This is a genomic window from Flavobacterium sp., from assembly GCF_004211145.1.
GTDB lineage: Bacteria > Bacteroidota > Bacteroidia > Flavobacteriales > Flavobacteriaceae > Flavobacterium.
The window spans coordinates 1-16213 of the sequence record NZ_SEBS01000056.1; the positions used below are offsets into that span (position 1 = coordinate 1).

The window sequence follows — 16213 nt, forward strand, 5'->3', positions numbered from 1 at the left end:
ATTTCGTTGTATTGTTTCATCAAAGGAGTTTCCTTTGCTTCTTTCGATTTGACTGCCAAAATGCTGGGATTTTACTTAAAAATGGAAGGGCGAATTTAATTATTTTTGACCCGAAATCGATGGAATGAAAAATTAAATTAATTTTAAGAGTCAAATCCTTACACGTGTATTTTTTTTCTATAGATTTGTCGGTCACTTTTAATCAAAAAGACATGAAAAAATATTTGCTGTTAGCTATGCTGACAATCGGGGGACTAACGGTTTCTCATGCACAAGATGCTAAAAAACAAGCTAAGAAAACGACAACTTCCGCTCCAAAAGTAGAAGGTCCTGGTATCGTTTTCGAAAACGAAACTATCGATTATGGAACTGTCAACAAAAATGCTGACGGAAAACGTGAATTCGTATTCGTGAACAACGGTAACAAGCCACTTATCATCACCAACGCTACGGGTTCATGCGGTTGTACGGTTCCAACAAAACCGACTGAGCCGATCATGCCGGGCGCAAAAGGAGTTATCGGAGTAAAATATGCTACTGACCGTGTTGGTCCGTTCAGCAAAACGGTAACTGTTACGTCTAATGCTTCTGAAACTCCAAAAGTGCTTACCATTAAAGGTACGGTTCTTCAGGAAGAAGCTCCTAAAGGCTAATCAATCTTACTTATAATACGAAAAGCTTCCCCTAACCGGGAGGCTTTTTTTATAACCTATTTGTTATGAGAAAGCTCGCCAACAGCGAACTCAACCGCCTTTCGATCGACGATTTCAAGGAAGCAGGCAAAACGCCGCTTATCTTGGTTTTGGACGATATTCGAAGCCTGCACAACATCGGTTCGGTTTTCAGGACGGCCGACGCGTTTTTGATCGAAAAGATCTATTTGTGCGGCATCACGGCCTGTCCGCCGAATAAGGAAATCCATAAAACGGCTTTGGGCGCGACCGAAACAGTTGCTTGGGAATACGCTGAAAATGTCGTCTCGGCAATCGAAAAACTAAAGTCGGAACAAATTGCCGTGTACGCGATTGAACAAGTCGAAAACTCCATCTCCCTCGAAAACTTCGAACCTGAAACGGACAAAAAATACGCCTTGGTTTTCGGCAATGAGGTATTCGGCGTTTCACAACAAGCGATTGAAAAATGCGACGGCAGCATAGAAATCCCGCAGTTGGGATCGAAACATTCGCTGAATATTTCAGTCTCGGCGGGCATTGTCGTCTGGGATCTGTTTACGAAAATCAAATTCACCTCGAACTCCTAAGATGTTTTCACGCCTGATACTCGTTGTGCTTTTCGTTTGGTCGATTTCAATTGAAGCCCAAACGACGAATGCTCCGCCTATTCTGTCGGCATTCGGACCCGGAGCGTATTGTCCCGGAGGCCAAAACAGAATTGTCAGCAACATGACCATCACCGATGCCGACAATATAAGCGTCGAGGCGATGTACATCCAGATTTCATCGGGCTACATCAGTTCCCAGGATTTGCTTACACTCACAGGAAACCATCCTTTGATCACGACGACATGGGATTCCCTGTCGGGAAAACTCACTCTGAAAAGTCCCACAAATATTCTGGTTCCATATACGGCATTTGAGGTTGCGATTGAAGATGTCCTGTATACCAACAGTAATCAAAATCCCAGCGGATCAAGAACTTTTTCGATCACTATCGGGCAAGCGAATTATCTGGCTTCCACAGGACATTATTATTTATTCGTCCCATTCACGGGAATTCATTGGACGGTTGCGAAAGTGGCGGCCGAGAACAGCACTTACTTCGGACTACAAGGCTACTTGGCGACCATTTTATCCCAAGATGAAGCCCAACTTTGCGGCGAGCAATCAAACGGCGCAGGCTGGATCGGCGGAAGCGACTCGCAACAAGAAGGCGTCTGGAAATGGATGACCGGCCCTGAAGCGGGAACGATTTTCTGGAATGGCGCGGCGAACGGCACAACACCGAACTTTGCCTTTTGGAACAATGGCGAACCCAATAATCTTGATGAAGAAGACTATGCGCACATCACCGCGCCCGGCGTTGGAATCACAGGTTCTTGGAACGATCTGGGCGATGAAGGCGGCGGTCCGGGCGACTACGAACCCAAAGGATATATCGTGGAATTCGGCGGAATGCCCGGCGATCCGCTTTTGAACATTTCGACAAGCACCACCATGGTGATTCCGACGATCACTTCGACTACCCCGGCTTCACAATGCGGTCCGGGCGCGTTGATCCTACAGGCCACGGCGACGGGCGGAACCGTCCATTGGTACGACAGCGCGACAGGCGGAAATCTTATCGCGATGGGCAACGGCCTGACGACACCCGTGCTGAGCACGACCACGACGTATTACGTCAACGCATTCGACGCGAGCTGTTCGGCAGGAACCCGCATTCCCGTGGTCGCTACGGTAAATGACATTCCGACCGTTGTCGCCACGACCGCTCCGGCCCAATGCGAAGGAGTCGCAATCTTAAGCGCTACAGCGAGCTCTGGCACGATAAACTGGTATACTGAAGCTGTTGGCGGTACTCCGATCGCCACGGGGGAAACTTTCGAAACGCCTTATCTTTCCGAATCGACAACCTACTACGCCGAAGCTTTGAGCGGCGGGAATTGCCCCGGAGCGCGAGTGCAGCTAAATGTGATCATTTATCCGCTTCCGCAAGTTTCCCCGACTATAGAATTGGGTTTTTGTGAAGGTTCATCACTCGTTCTCAACGCGTTCCAACCGAATCTTTCGTATTTGTGGTCGACCGGAGAAACGACGAGCCAAATTACGATCACGACTCAGGGCATTTATTCGGTTACCTTGTCGACGCCTGAAAATTGTACCGCAATTCAATATTTTCAAGTGCTGCACGACGCCATTCCGGTAATTGGCGGCGCCGTCGTCGTTGGGAATGAACTTACTATTTACACGACCAACACGGGGAATTTCGAATATTCGATTGACGGCGTGACGTGGCAAAGTTCACCCGTTTTCGTGATTGATGGTTCGCCGATCTCGATGGTTTACGCCCAATCGGTTTCCAATTGTGGATCCGACGACTTGCCGTTCGAACAAATAATCGTCATCCCGAACTATTTTACTCCCAACGCCGATTCGTTTCACGACCAATGGACGGTCAACGGCATGATTTTCCACCCGGACGCGCGCATCACGGTTTTTGACCGATACGGCAAACTCATCACGACATTGACTAATCAAAAAATGTTTTGGGACGGCACATACAATGGCCAGTTTCTTCCTTCGACCGATTATTGGTTCGTGCTCAAGCTCAACGACGAACTGCCTGAAGTCAAAGGACATTTCGCGTTGAAACGATAAATTAGTGCGGGATTTTCTTGGCGATTTCGTCGAGGATGAAAATATAATCCTGCTGGTTTTTCACGAAATCCCTGTCTGAAATGTCAATCACAAGCACATTCAAATCCACCTGCGATTTAATGTAGTCGAGATAACCGCGGTTGATGCTGTCAAGATATTCCGCCGGGATTTCCTGCTCGTAACTGCGGCCGCGATTCCTGATATTCTCAAGCAGACGCTCGGTATTCTGGTACAGATACACGTACAGATCCGGCTTGGGCATTTCCTTGTAAATGATCTCGAACAATTTTCGGTACAACCTGTATTCGTCCTCGCTGAGCGTGACTTTCGAGAAAATCAGCGACTTGAAGATGTGATAATCGGCGATTATGAAGTCGCGGAAAAGATCGAATTGCGCCAAATCATCGGAAATTTGCTGGTAACGATCGGCCAAAAACGACATCTCGAGCGAGAACGCATACCGATTCTTGTCTTCGTAAAATTTCGGCAAAAACGGGTTGTCGGCAAAACGTTCCAAAACCGTCTTGGCATTGAAATCCGACGCGATCATCGTGGCCAAAGTCGTTTTTCCCGCTCCGATATTTCCCTCGATCGCAATGTGGTTGAAGCGGTCGAGACTGATTTTCGACAACGGCACTTCCAAGTTTCCGATGGGTTTGCAAATGCTCGTGTCCTGGGAAACGCGCAACAAATCGGGCAAGTATTTTTGCAGTATCGGGTGGCGCCAATCAAGTTCGAGATCGCGCATCGGCAACAGCACGAAAAGACGTTCCTGCATGAGCGGATGCGGCACTTTCAAATCGTCCGAATCCACGATATCCTCATTGAACGTGATCACATCGATGTCGATCACGCGCGCCTGATATCCATTCGCTTCCGATCGGATCCGACCGAGTTTCAGTTCGGCATCCAACACTTTTTCAAGCACGTTATGAGCTGAAAGAGTCGTATGCATCACGATCGCGCAATTGTAAAACGCGTCGCCCTCGAAACCCCAAGCTGGCGTTTCGTATAACTTCGAGACCTTCACGACCGTGCCGATCTGCGTGTGGATGAAATTTACGGCATCGACAACGTGTTCCAACCGGTTTCCCTGATTGCTTCCGATTGCCAAAACGACTTGATGTTGAACGCCCATATCGGTCACAAAATAACTAAAACAATTTAAGATTAAGTCTATCTTTGCAGCTTCTGTTAATAAATTTATTCGGTCGGGAACATATCAGTTCGATGTAACGCGATGCGCCATCCGCCGACTTAAAAAGAAAAAAATCCTATGAAATTCCTCGGAAACGTTTTGGCCACGATCGTCGGTATATTTGTATTCTTCATGATGCTGTTTTTTATGATTTTGCTTTTCGGGGCATTGTTCGGAGGCGATTCGGACGCGGTCGTCGTCGAAAATAATTCGGTACTCGTGTTCGACATGGAAAACGTGACCAACGACTACGGCGGAAAGTACAAGGATCCGCTCGTGACGATGTTTTCTGAAGGTGCGAGCATAGGCGTTTCAGATATCATCAATGCGATCGCAGCCGCGAAAGAGGACGATAACATCAAAGGAATTTCCATCCTGAACGACAACACGCAAACGGGAATCGCACAGACGAAGGCGATCCGTGACGAGATTTTGGACTTCAAGAAATCGGGCAAATTCGTTGTCGCGTATTCGAATGGTTACACTCAAAAAGAATACTACCTGAATTCGGTGGCCGACACGGTGTACTTGAACCCGTTGGGCGAGATCGATTTCAAAGGTTTGTCGACCGAAGTCATGTTCTTCAAGGACTTACAGGAAAAGTCAGGCGTCAAGATCGAAGTGATCCGACACGGAAAATACAAGAGCGCCGTCGAACCGTTCCTCGACAATAAAATGAGTGAGGCAAACCGCGAACAATTGACGGCTTTGCTCACGTCAGTTTGGAATTCCGTAGCGACCGAAATCTCGGCAAGTCGGAAAATTCCACTCGAAAAACTCAACGAAATCGCGAACGGCTTGCTTGCAAGAACTCCCGAAAGCGCAAAACAGCAAGGGTTGATCGACAAAATCGCATACGAAGACGAATACCACGACGCGATCCGAAAACGCCTTAAAGTCGACAAGGACGAAAAATACAACAAGGTCGAACTGCTCGATTACGCGCGCAATGTCGCCACGACCCCGACGAATTTCGAGAAAGACAAAATCGCGATCGTATACGCCCAAGGTGAAATTTTGAGTGGCGAAGGCGACGTGAGTTACATCGGCGAAGGCTCGATCCGACGCTCGTTACAGGAAGCCCGACGAGACGAAAACGTGAAAGCGATCGTCTTGAGAGTCGACAGTCCGGGCGGAAACGCGTTGACTTCAGATCTGATCTGGAGGGAAATCGAACTCACGAAAAAAGAAAAACCCGTCGTGGTTTCAATGGGTAACTATGCAGCTTCGGGCGGCTATTACATCGCGTGCAACGCGAACCAGATTTTCGCCGAAAATGGTACGATTACGGGATCGATCGGCGTATTCGGGACATTGCCGAACGCGACTGAGCTCGTTCACAAGATCGGAATCAACACTGAACTCGTCAAAACACATACAAACGCCGCAGGTTACAGCCCGTTCTCGCCTTTGGATCCGAATCTTCGCGGCGTGATCCAGTCGGACATCGAACACATCTACGGAACATTTTTAAAACGCGTGGCAGACGGACGAAAAATGACTGTCGCCCAAGTCGATTCGATCGCGCAGGGACGCGTCTGGACTGGAGCCGAAGCGCTGAAAATCGGGCTTGTCGACAAAATCGGAGGCATGGACGACGCGATAAAAGCGGCAGCTAAACTCGCCAAGATCAAAGAATACCGCACACAGGATTTCCCGGAATACGACAAGAAATTCGCTGATTTATTGGCAGGTTTCGGGCTCGCGAAATCAAAAGACGCACTCTTAAAAGAAGAACTCGGATCTGAAAATTACGAAGTCTACAAAGCCTTAAAAGACGTGAGCCGACGCAAAGGAGTTCAGGCGATGCTTCCGATCAAAATCGATATGCGATAACGCTTGGCGACGGAAGTCAAAAATTACTTAGGAAAAGTTTAGCCAAGGATTGCACGGATTTACACGGATTTATCGCCCAAAATCTGTGCAATTTGTGGCCGACTTCAATTCGCCGCAAAATCTAAAAACCACAATCAGCGACCGTCCGTTTGCAAAGAAATCCGTGAAAATCCGTGCATCCGTGGCTAACCTCAATTCGCCGCAAAATCTAAGAACCACAATCGGCGACCTTCCGTTTTTCAAAGAAATCCGCGAAAATTCGTGTATTCGTGGCTAACCAATATTGCCAATCATTTTCTGATCACGGCAACGATCAAAAAAGTTGGCCCCGGATTGCACGGATTTACACGGATCTATCGCCAAAATCTGCGCAATCCGTGGCCAACCTTTCAATCGCGATCGTTTCCCAATCGCCGCATTTAAAAACTATTTGTGAGTTGCCTTACCAGTTCGACTAAAGGCTTTGTTTGGACAAAAAAAACAACGCGCACCCAAGTCTAAAAAATCTATGAAAACCTGTTTATCCGTGGCAAAAATTCGATAAGCATCAAGTGAACTAAATTTGCCATAATTCGCGGCAAAAAACAATAAACAGGTAACTTTAAAAAATTCATAAATTCCAACCGCCACACAATTTTTGTTAAAAAAATCCGCTAAGTTTACTGCTGCAAGCCCATTACGCGAGCCTTGCGCACCAAACACAGCCCTAAAGTCAACATCATGGTTAAGAAAATCCTCAAAGGACTCGGCATATTCATCCTTGTCGTCATCATCGCGCTTTTTACGATCCCGTATCTGTTCAAGGATAAAATCAAGGAGATGATTGTCAAGTCGATCAATAAAAACGTCGACGCCACAGTAGCGTTCGAGGACGTCGATGTAAGCCTTTTCAAGAGTTTTCCCCAAGCGAACGTGACCGTCGACAAACTTTCGATCATCAACAAAGCGCCTTTCGCGGGCGACACTTTGGTCTATCTGGGCGAAGTCAGTTTGAAAATGTCGGTCAAGGAATTGTGGAAAGATTCGTCGGAAGGCATGAACATAGAATCGATTTCGACCAAGGACGGAAAAGTCAACATTGTGTTCGACAAAAACGGCGTCGGAAACTTTGACATCGCAATCAAGAACGCCGAGGAAAAGAACAAGAACGGCAAGTCAGAACCATTAAAACTCAAAATCCAGGATTACAAAATCGAAAATTACAAGTTCACGTATTTCGACGAGCGCTCTAAAATCAAACTCGTTTTGGATAGCCTGAACCATTCGGGAACGGGCGATTTCACGTCTGACAAACTCGATTTGACCACGACTTCATCTACCGTCGTTTCGTTCGATATGGACAAGGCGAATTACTTGAACCGCGTCGGTTTGAAACTCGATGCCGTGCTTGGGATCGATCTTAAAAACAGCAAATATTCGTTCAAGCAGAACAAAGCGCTCATCAACCAATTGCCGTTGGAATTCGACGGCTTCATCCAACTTTTGGAGAATGGACAGCAATACGACCTGACGTTTAAGACGCCCGTATCGGGTTTCCAGAATTTCCTCGGGCTGATTCCATCGGCGTACTCGGGAAGTTTGGCGAACGTGAAAACGACCGGAGATTTCAAGGTCGAAGGTTTTGCGAAGGGGATTTTGTCGGACACAACGGTTCCGAAATTCAACATCGCGATCGCGTCGAACAACGCTTCGTTCAAATATCCGGATTTGCCGAAATCGGTCGAAAATATCGTGATCGACACCAAAATCATTAACGAAACGGGCTTGATGAATGACACGTACGTCAATCTCGACAAGCTTTCATTCAGAATCGACCAAGACGTTTTCAATGCGAAGGCGAACATTAAAAATCTGGCCGAAAATCCGCTCGTGGACGCGAACCTCAACGGACGGATCAATCTCGGAAACCTCACGAAAGCCTATCCCGTAAAACTCGACAAACCGCTTTCAGGTGTTTTGGACGCCGACGTCGAGACGAAATTCGACATGAAATCGGTTGAGGAAAGCAAGTACGAGAATATGCAGAATTCAGGCAACATGACGCTCACGGGTTTCAAATATGTCGACGAGGACAACAAAGCGATCAACATCAATAAGGCCGTCGTCCAGTTCAACACGACGCGTATCAACTTGCAGCAACTCAATGCGACGACCGGAAAAACCGATTTGAACGTGAATGGAACGCTCGACAATTTCTACGGCTTCTTGTTTAAGAACCAAGTCTTGAAGGGCAACTTCAATTTGTCCTCGAACCAATTCGCGGTTTCGGATTTCATGACCGACGCCGAACCGAAAAAAGACGAAAAAACGCCTCAGAACAAGGAAGCCGTGAAAATTCCCGCATTCCTGGATTGCACGCTCGATGCGAAAGCGACCACGGTTTTATACGACAATCTCGTATTGAAGAACGTATCGGGAAAAATCCTCATCAAGGATCAAAAGGCGACGTTGCAGAACGTGAAAACAAATATCTTCGGCGGAATGATCGCGGTGACCGGCGACGTCTCGACCAAGGAAGCCGTCCCGACTTTCAACGTGGATTTGGGCTTGAACGGCGTCGATATCCAACAGACGTTCACGCAACTTGAAATGTTGAAAAGCATCGCACCGATCGCGGGCGTGATCAACGGGAAACTCAACTCGAAGATCAACGTTTCAGGCAAACTCGACGCCAAGGAAATGACGCCTGTCCTGAGCACCATAAACGGGGATTTGATGGGGCAATTGCTGTCGACGACCGTGAACGACAAAACCTCGCCACTGCTTAGTAAATTGGACGAAAGCGTGAGTTTCATCGACTTGCAGAAACTCAACCTCAACGATTTGAAAGCCGCGCTCACGTTTACGAACGGACGCGTGAACGTGAAGCCGTTTACGTTGAAATACCAGGATATCAAACTCGATATCGCGGGTTCGCACGGATTCGACCAGACGATGGCGTATAACGTGAAATTCGATGTTCCGGCGAAGTATTTCGGAAAAGACGTGAACAACCTGTTGGCGAAATTATCGCCCGGAGAAGCGAATAAAATCGAAAATATTCCCGTCACGGCGAACCTTACAGGAAATTTCTCGAACCCGAAAGTTTCGACCGACATGAAGCAGGCGATGACGAATCTCACGTCCCAGATCGTGAAGGCGCAGAAAGATCAATTGGTTTCGAAAGGAACGTCGGCGATCACCGATTATCTGAACAAGGACAAGAACAAAACGACGACCGACACGACCAAAACCAAGACGTCGACCAAGAAAAACGACGATATCAAAAACGCGGCGCAAGGCGTGCTGGATTTATTCGGAAAAAAGAAGAAAAAAGCGGAACCGGCGAAAACGCCGTAGCTTATTTTGAAATTGAAATGTACTAAGTAATTTGAACAACTAAGATAGTTGAGATTAGTTTAGACGGTACTTTTTACGGCGATCAAATCGGAAATCTCGCTCATAGACATTTCCTTAACTAACCTCAACTATCTTAACTGTTCAAAAAATTGCAGACAAGCGCGTCGGCTTTTGTAATGAACTTAATGCTCTCAATGGTTAAAAATCTAAACGGTAATATTCACCACATACCCCTCAAACGACCTTACGTTGAAAACCGTCCCGTCGTGGAAAATCAAATATTGCCCTTTAATTCCTATTAGTTTCCCCGAATACGAAGTCGTCTTATCGAGGTTCAAACCGTGTACTTTCTTCGGATGTTCCAAAACCGGGTACGTCAAGATCACATGCTCATTCAGATCGGTGTTGAAATAGGGCTTTACCTCATCAGGCAAGAAATCGTAAATACGCGTTTTCTCTTCGAGCAAATCCAAAGTCAACACTTCATTTTGCAACATTTTACGCCAGTTGGTCTTGTCGACGAAATGGTCTTTGAGCGCGACTTCAGTGATTCCCGCCAAATATCGGTTCGGGACTTCGAGAATTGAAACCGCTTCGCACGCACCTTGGTCGATCCATCGCGTCGGAACCTGTGTTCGTCTGGTCACGCCTACTTTCACATCGCTCGACAACGCCAAATACACCACATGCGGCTGCAATTGCACGCGCGTTTCATAATCGAGGTCGCGATCAGCGATGCCAAGATGCGCGGTGCTCAATTCGGGGCGCATGATCCAGTCGCCAACCGCAGGGCTCGCGTAGAAACAATCGTAGCAGAATCCCTGTCGGAAAATCTTCTTGCGTCTGCTGCAATTCAGGCATTGATATCCTTTGAAAGTAATCGAAATCTCCCGATCCAACAATTGGTTCACATTCAGGAAACTGTCTTCAAAAACGAGGTAATATTGTATGGGATCGCCGATCTCGGTGGGCATTTTTGCGAGCGTGCCTTCGTACTGCATCTAAAAAGTAGTATTTTAGCGTAAAGATAAAACAAATGCCGTTACCTATAATCAATTCGATTGCGTCCTGGGTGCTCAAACAGCGCATCCACCAGATCGAATTGTTCCTCAAATATCCGAACGAGGTACAGGAAGAATTGCTGTTGAACCTCATCAGGACTTCAGAATTTACGGCTGTCGGCAAGGAATTCGACTTCCAATCCATCAAATCCTACCAGACTTTCACAGAACGGGTTCCCGTTTCCACCTACGAAGACTTACAACCCAACATCGAGCGTACGCGACAGGGCGAACAATACGTTTTCTGGCATTCCCCGATCAAATGGTTCGCGAAATCAAGCGGTACGACGAACGCCAAGAGCAAGTTCATCCCGGTCAGTCCCGAAGCGCTCGAAGATTGCCATTACAAGGGCAGCAAGGATTTGTTGTGCATGTACCTGAACAATAACGAGGATTCCCAATTATTCCTGGGCAAGAGTTTGCGCTTGGGCGGAAGTTCGCAGATTTACGAGGACAACAACACGTTCTTCGGAGACTTGTCGGCGATCCTTATTGAAAACATGCCGATTTGGGCCGAATTCAGCAGCACGCCAAGCAACAAAGTCTCGCTCATGAGCGAATGGGAAAGCAAGCTCGCGGCGATCATTTCAGAAACGAGAAACGAAAACGTAACGAGTTTCGCAGGCGTTCCGTCGTGGATGATGGTCTTGTTGAACCGCGTTCTCGAAACCGCAGGAAAACAAAACCTGCTCGAAATCTGGCCCAACCTCGAAGTCTATTTCCATGGAGGCGTGAGCTTCGAACCGTATCGCGACCAATACAAGAAATTACTGCCGAAGAACAACTTCCAATATTACGAAATCTACAACGCGTCTGAAGGATTCTTCGCGATCCAGGACCAAAACGGTTCAAGCGATTTGTTGCTCATGCTCGATTATGGAATTTTTTATGAATTCATTCCGATGGACGTCTTCGGCACATCGAAAGAGAAAGCGATCCGATTGTCGGAAGTCGAACTCCATAAAAATTACGCGATCGTCATCACGACGAATTCGGGTCTTTGGCGTTATCTGATCGGCGATACCGTACGATTTACATCGTTGAGTCCTTACCGGATCAGGATCACGGGCCGAACCAAACACCACATAAACGTCTTTGGCGAAGAACTCATGGTCGAAAATACCGACGCCGCACTCGCGAGAGCCTGCGAACGAACCGGGCTCGAAGTCCTCGATTACACCGTCGCTCCTGTTTTCATGGACGGAAAAGAAAAAGGCGCGCACGAATGGATGGTCGAGTTCCGAAATCCGCCGCGCGACAGTTCCGAATTCACGAAGATCCTCGACGAAACTTTGCAATCGTTAAATTCCGATTACGAAGCCAAGCGATACAATAATATGACGCTTAATCCGTTAACCCTCAACATTGCACGCCCGAATCTGTTCTACGATTGGCTGCGGGACGAAGGAAAACTCGGCGGACAAAACAAGATTCCGCGTCTTTCCAACCAACGCGACTATCTCGAAAAGCTCAAGACGCTGCAGTATTCGACAACTACATAAACGAAAACGGCAAAATGAAGAAGATGATGACGATTGCCGCCCTCGCGTTGCTTTTAGCTTCGTGTTCGAGCGGTTGGAAATGCACGAGTAGGTATTGCGATGCGAAAAAGCAACCGACTTCACAAAAACGAAACGCATAAAAAAATCCTGCTTAAAGGCAGGATTTTCTTTTATAATCAAGTGAGTAATTAAGATGCGATTTCGAGACGTTTAAGCAAATTGCGCGTCAAACTGTCTTGGGCGTACGCGCGATCGATGCGCAACACTTTCTCGTCGGAACTTGGCAGATCGTACATAGCGTCGGTTAAGATCGCCTCGCACAACGAACGCAATCCGCGCGCGCCGAGTTTGTACTCGAGTGCCTTGTCTACGATGAAATCAAGCGCTTCTTCAGTGATGTTGAAGTCGACGTCGTCCATCGCGAACAACTTTTGGTATTGCTTGATGAGCGCGTTCTTAGGCTCGGTCAAGATGGCGCGCAAGGTTTCGCGATCGAGCGGATCCATGTGCGTCAAAACCGGCAAACGACCGATGATTTCAGGAATCAGACCGAAGTCACGAATGTCTTTCGGAATGATGTATTGCAACAAATTGTCCTTGTCGATATGGTCGGCGTTTTTCGAGGTGCTGTATCCGACGGCTTGTCGGTTCAAACGCTTCGAGATGATGCGCTCGATCCCGTCGAATGCGCCACCGGCGATGAACAATATATTTTGCGTATTGACTTCGACGAATTTCTGGTCCGGATGCTTTCGTCCACCTTTTGGCGGAACATTCACGACGGTTCCTTCAAGCAATTTCAAAAGCGCTTGTTGCACGCCTTCGCCCGAAACGTCGCGCGTGATCGACGGATTGTCGCTTTTGCGCGCGATTTTGTCGATCTCGTCGATGAAAACGATACCGCGTTCGGCTTTTGCGACGTCGTAATCGGCGGCCTGAAGCAAACGCGTGAGGATGCTTTCGACATCTTCGCCCACGTAACCGGCTTCAGTAAGTACCGTCGCGTCGACGATCGCCAACGGCACGTCAAGCATTTTTGCGATGGTTTTCGCTACCAATGTCTTTCCGGTTCCTGTTTGTCCGACCATGACGATGTTGCTCTTTTCGATTTCAACTTCGTCGGTCTGTTGTTGCTGCATCAATCGCTTGTAGTGATTGTATACGGCAACGGCCATGACTTTCTTTGTCTGCTCCTGCCCGATCACGTAATTGTCGAGAAACGCACGGATTTCATGCGGTTTCTTCAGGACGAGGTCGGCCGACAATTTTGAATTCCCGCTCGATTTCAATTCTTCGAGCACGATTCCATGCGCCTGCTCAATGCACTTATCACAGATATGCGCGTTGATGCCCGCGATCAGCAAATTGGTTTCAGGTTTTTTTCGTCCGCAGAACGAACAATCCAACACTTCTTTAGCCATGTTTTTTTAGTCAAATGTCGAAAGTCGAAAGTCGAAAGGACTGGCCTTGACTTTCAGTTCCGACTGATTAATAATCGTACTCATTTACGAAAATCGAAGACTTTCAGACTTTCGACTTTCGGCTTTCCGACTACTCTTTAGCTTCTTCTTAAAACTTCATCAATCATTCCGTACTCTTTCGCTTCATCGGCTTTCATCCAATAATCGCGCTCGCTGTCTTTGTGGACGCGGTCGTACGGTTGTTTTGAATGTTGGGCGATGATCTTGTAAAGCTCTTCTTTAAGCTTAAGCATTTCGCGCAAATTGATTTCCATATCGGTTGCGACACCTTGCGCGCCTCCTGATGGTTGGTGGATCATCACACGCGAATGTGGCAATGCCGAACGTTTGCCTTCAGCTCCGGCGCACAACAAAACGGCACCCATTGAGGCGGCCATTCCGGTACAGATCGTCGCTACATCGGGCTTGATGTACTGCATCGTATCGTAAATCCCGAGGCCTGCGTAAACGCTTCCGCCCGGAGAATTAATATAAATCTGGATGTCTTTCGAAGCATCGGCACTTTCAAGGAACAAGAGCTGCGCCTGTACGATGTTTGCGATCTGGTCGTCGATTCCTGTACCGAGGAAAATGATTCGGTCCATCATCAGACGTGAGAATACATCGAGCTGGGAAACGTTGAGTTGTCTTTCTTCGATGATATAAGGAGTCATATTTGTCGGGGTCATTGCACCGACGATTTTATCGTAATACATGGAATTTACGCCTTGGTGTTTCGTGGCGAATTTCCTGAATTCTTTACCGTAGTTCATAGTTGTCTGAGCGTTAGTTGCTTTAGGAAATGTAAAAAGCGCCGAAAACTTAAAGAATTCGGCGCTCAAAGATAATACTTTTTTTACAAATTTACTCGCCGTAACTGGCTTTAACGAACTCTTCGTAGGAAACTTCCTTAGTCTTCGCTTTTACTTTTTCTTTGAACAGATTCAGCATTTTTTCGCTCATCACCTGCTCGCTCAAACGCTTGACCTCATCCTGGTTTTGAAGCACGCGTGCCACGATTCCGTCAACGTCAGCGTCGGTCGGGTTCATTTGCCCGAATTGCGCCATTTGCTTGCGGATAAGCTCGCTCGTGAAATTCTTCAAGTCGTCGAAAGTGATCTGCAAACCGTTCGAAGTGATGATCTTTCCTTCGATCAATTGGTAACGCAAACCGTTCTCGGACTTGTTGTATTCGTTCTCAGCTTCTTCAGCGGTCAATTGGTTCTCGCCGTTTTGCTGGATCCATTTCTTAAGGAATTCGGCCGGAAGCTCGAATTTCGCGTTGTCGAGAAGCGACTGGGTAACGTCGTTCAGGAACTTTTGGTCGGCTTGGGACGCGAATTGCTTTTCAGCATCTTCCTTGATCTTAGCCTTCAAATCCTCGAGGCTTGACACATTTCCTTCTCCGAAAAGTTTTCCGAAAAGTTCCTCGTTCAATTCAGCAGGCTCTGTCGTCGTGATTTCCTCGATCGTAAAATCGACGTTGATGTCAAGCCCGTGCACGTCATCATGCCCGACCTTAAGGTAATCCATCAATTTGTGATCGTCGTCAAAAAGACCTTTCGTCGACAGGCTCACGACATCGCCGACTTTCTTTCCGACGAATTTCGCAGCTTCTTTCTTGTTCTTGAAAACGTCGGTGGTGAACGTCGCAGGAGCGTTGATACCTTTCTCTTCGTTCGTGAACGTTCCCGAGATATCATCGCCATCGGCCACGACGTCCTTAGAAATCATTTTCCCGTATTGTTTGCGGATGCGCAACACTTGCTCGTCGAGCAATTTGTCGTCGGCAACGATTTTGTATTCAAGCAAGATTGTGCTTATTTCCATACGGCGGAGACTGTCGAGAACTGGTTCCGGGCGAAAAAGTGAGGCATCTGGGTTAGCCATCGAAGCGTCCCGATCTGAACATCATAGAGAACCCCTTCAGAATGCTTTTCTGATTGGTTTATGCGAAAGGGAAACAATATGATACGCGGGATGAGCTGAAACATGCAATGCTCGCATCTTGGGCCAAAATTGGAGAGCGTGAGTTCGGACCGCTCTATGATTCACTCCCAATGCGTGTTCTCGCTGTCATCAAGGGAAGAGGTGGCTCTACAAAACATCAGGATCTGTATATTCCTATCAATAATGCACGAGACCACCCTGTCGATAATTTCACGTTACGGTTTTTTTTTGATTTTCGAGATTTTTGCACTTGAATTCCATCGGATCCCGGTTGTCGCTTCAAAAGAAGTATGAACGAGCTGCAGCGAGCATCCGATAGCAGCGCGAGCACTCTGATCCACTTTCCGCACGAATTATCACGGAAATTCAGGTGTCGATAATTTCGTGTTGCGGACTGTATACCTGGGTGACGTTCCATATGGTTTATGGCTTACTAGAGTACCCGGCCACGCTTCGCTGTGGCTCCCGAGGTCCCTGTGCAAGGGTCTGGCCCATTTCGGTCCAAGAGAACTACAATCACTCGGTGTCCAGT

The 16213-nt window shown here is 47.5% G+C and carries 10 protein-coding genes and 1 pseudogene; 6 read left to right on the forward strand and 5 right to left on the reverse strand.

Going from position 1 to position 16213, the window contains the following annotated elements; translation table 11 throughout:
* The first annotated feature begins 212 nt into the window (after positions 1 to 212).
* From EOO50_RS16785 to EOO50_RS16795, 3 genes are all read left to right on the forward strand, one after another.
* Positions 213 to 653, forward strand: a complete 441-nt coding sequence (locus EOO50_RS16785; protein ID WP_290841446.1) for a DUF1573 domain-containing protein — start codon at positions 213 to 215, stop codon at positions 651 to 653.
* Positions 654 to 718: 65 nt separating this feature from the next.
* On the forward strand, positions 719 to 1261 hold the full coding sequence (locus tag EOO50_RS16790; RefSeq protein ID WP_290841447.1) for an RNA methyltransferase: 543 nt from the start codon (positions 719 to 721) through the stop codon (positions 1259 to 1261).
* A gap of 1 nt (position 1262) precedes the next feature.
* Positions 1263 to 3335 carry a T9SS type B sorting domain-containing protein gene (locus EOO50_RS16795; RefSeq protein WP_290841448.1) on the forward strand — a complete coding sequence of 691 codons (2073 nt, stop codon included), beginning with the start codon at positions 1263 to 1265 and terminating at the stop codon, positions 3333 to 3335.
* Between the two features lies 1 nt (position 3336).
* Here the strand turns inward: EOO50_RS16795 and folK are convergent, their stop codons facing one another.
* A complete protein-coding gene (gene folK, locus EOO50_RS16800) occupies positions 3337 to 4473 on the reverse strand; it encodes a 2-amino-4-hydroxy-6-hydroxymethyldihydropteridine diphosphokinase (RefSeq protein WP_290841449.1) in 1137 nt (378 codons plus the stop codon).
* Between the two features lie 138 nt (positions 4474 to 4611).
* Between folK and sppA the strand changes: the two genes are divergently transcribed.
* Together sppA and EOO50_RS16810 are read left to right on the forward strand one after the other, a co-directional pair.
* Positions 4612 to 6369, forward strand: a complete 1758-nt coding sequence (sppA, locus tag EOO50_RS16805) for a signal peptide peptidase SppA (RefSeq protein ID WP_290841450.1) — start codon at positions 4612 to 4614, stop codon at positions 6367 to 6369.
* A gap of 720 nt (positions 6370 to 7089) precedes the next feature.
* Positions 7090 to 9708 carry an AsmA family protein gene (locus tag EOO50_RS16810; protein WP_290841451.1) on the forward strand — a complete coding sequence of 873 codons (2619 nt, stop codon included), beginning with the start codon at positions 7090 to 7092 and terminating at the stop codon, positions 9706 to 9708.
* Between the two features lie 206 nt (positions 9709 to 9914).
* On the opposite strand, the gene EOO50_RS16815 is transcribed toward EOO50_RS16810, so the two are convergent.
* Positions 9915 to 10709 carry a DUF2797 domain-containing protein gene (locus EOO50_RS16815; protein WP_290841452.1) on the reverse strand — a complete coding sequence of 265 codons (795 nt, stop codon included), beginning with the start codon at positions 10707 to 10709 and terminating at the stop codon, positions 9915 to 9917.
* A gap of 35 nt (positions 10710 to 10744) precedes the next feature.
* Here EOO50_RS16815 and EOO50_RS16820 point away from each other — a divergent pair, with 35 nt between their 5' ends.
* Positions 10745 to 12271 carry a GH3 auxin-responsive promoter family protein gene (locus EOO50_RS16820; protein WP_290841453.1) on the forward strand — a complete coding sequence of 509 codons (1527 nt, stop codon included), beginning with the start codon at positions 10745 to 10747 and terminating at the stop codon, positions 12269 to 12271.
* Positions 12272 to 12459: 188 nt separating this feature from the next.
* Here the strand turns inward: EOO50_RS16820 and clpX are convergent, their stop codons facing one another.
* From clpX to EOO50_RS16835, 3 genes and pseudogenes are all read right to left on the reverse strand, one after another.
* Positions 12460 to 13692, reverse strand: coding sequence for an ATP-dependent Clp protease ATP-binding subunit ClpX (gene clpX / locus EOO50_RS16825; protein ID WP_290841454.1), 1233 nt, complete (start codon positions 13690 to 13692; stop codon positions 12460 to 12462).
* A 137-nt stretch (positions 13693 to 13829) separates the two neighbouring features.
* Positions 13830 to 14504, reverse strand: coding sequence for an ATP-dependent Clp endopeptidase proteolytic subunit ClpP (gene clpP / locus EOO50_RS16830; protein WP_290841455.1), 675 nt, complete (start codon positions 14502 to 14504; stop codon positions 13830 to 13832).
* Positions 14505 to 14595: 91 nt separating this feature from the next.
* Positions 14596 to 15543: pseudogene (locus EOO50_RS16835) on the reverse strand (trigger factor); the annotation flags it as partial.
* Between the last annotated feature and the right edge of the window lie 670 nt (positions 15544 to 16213).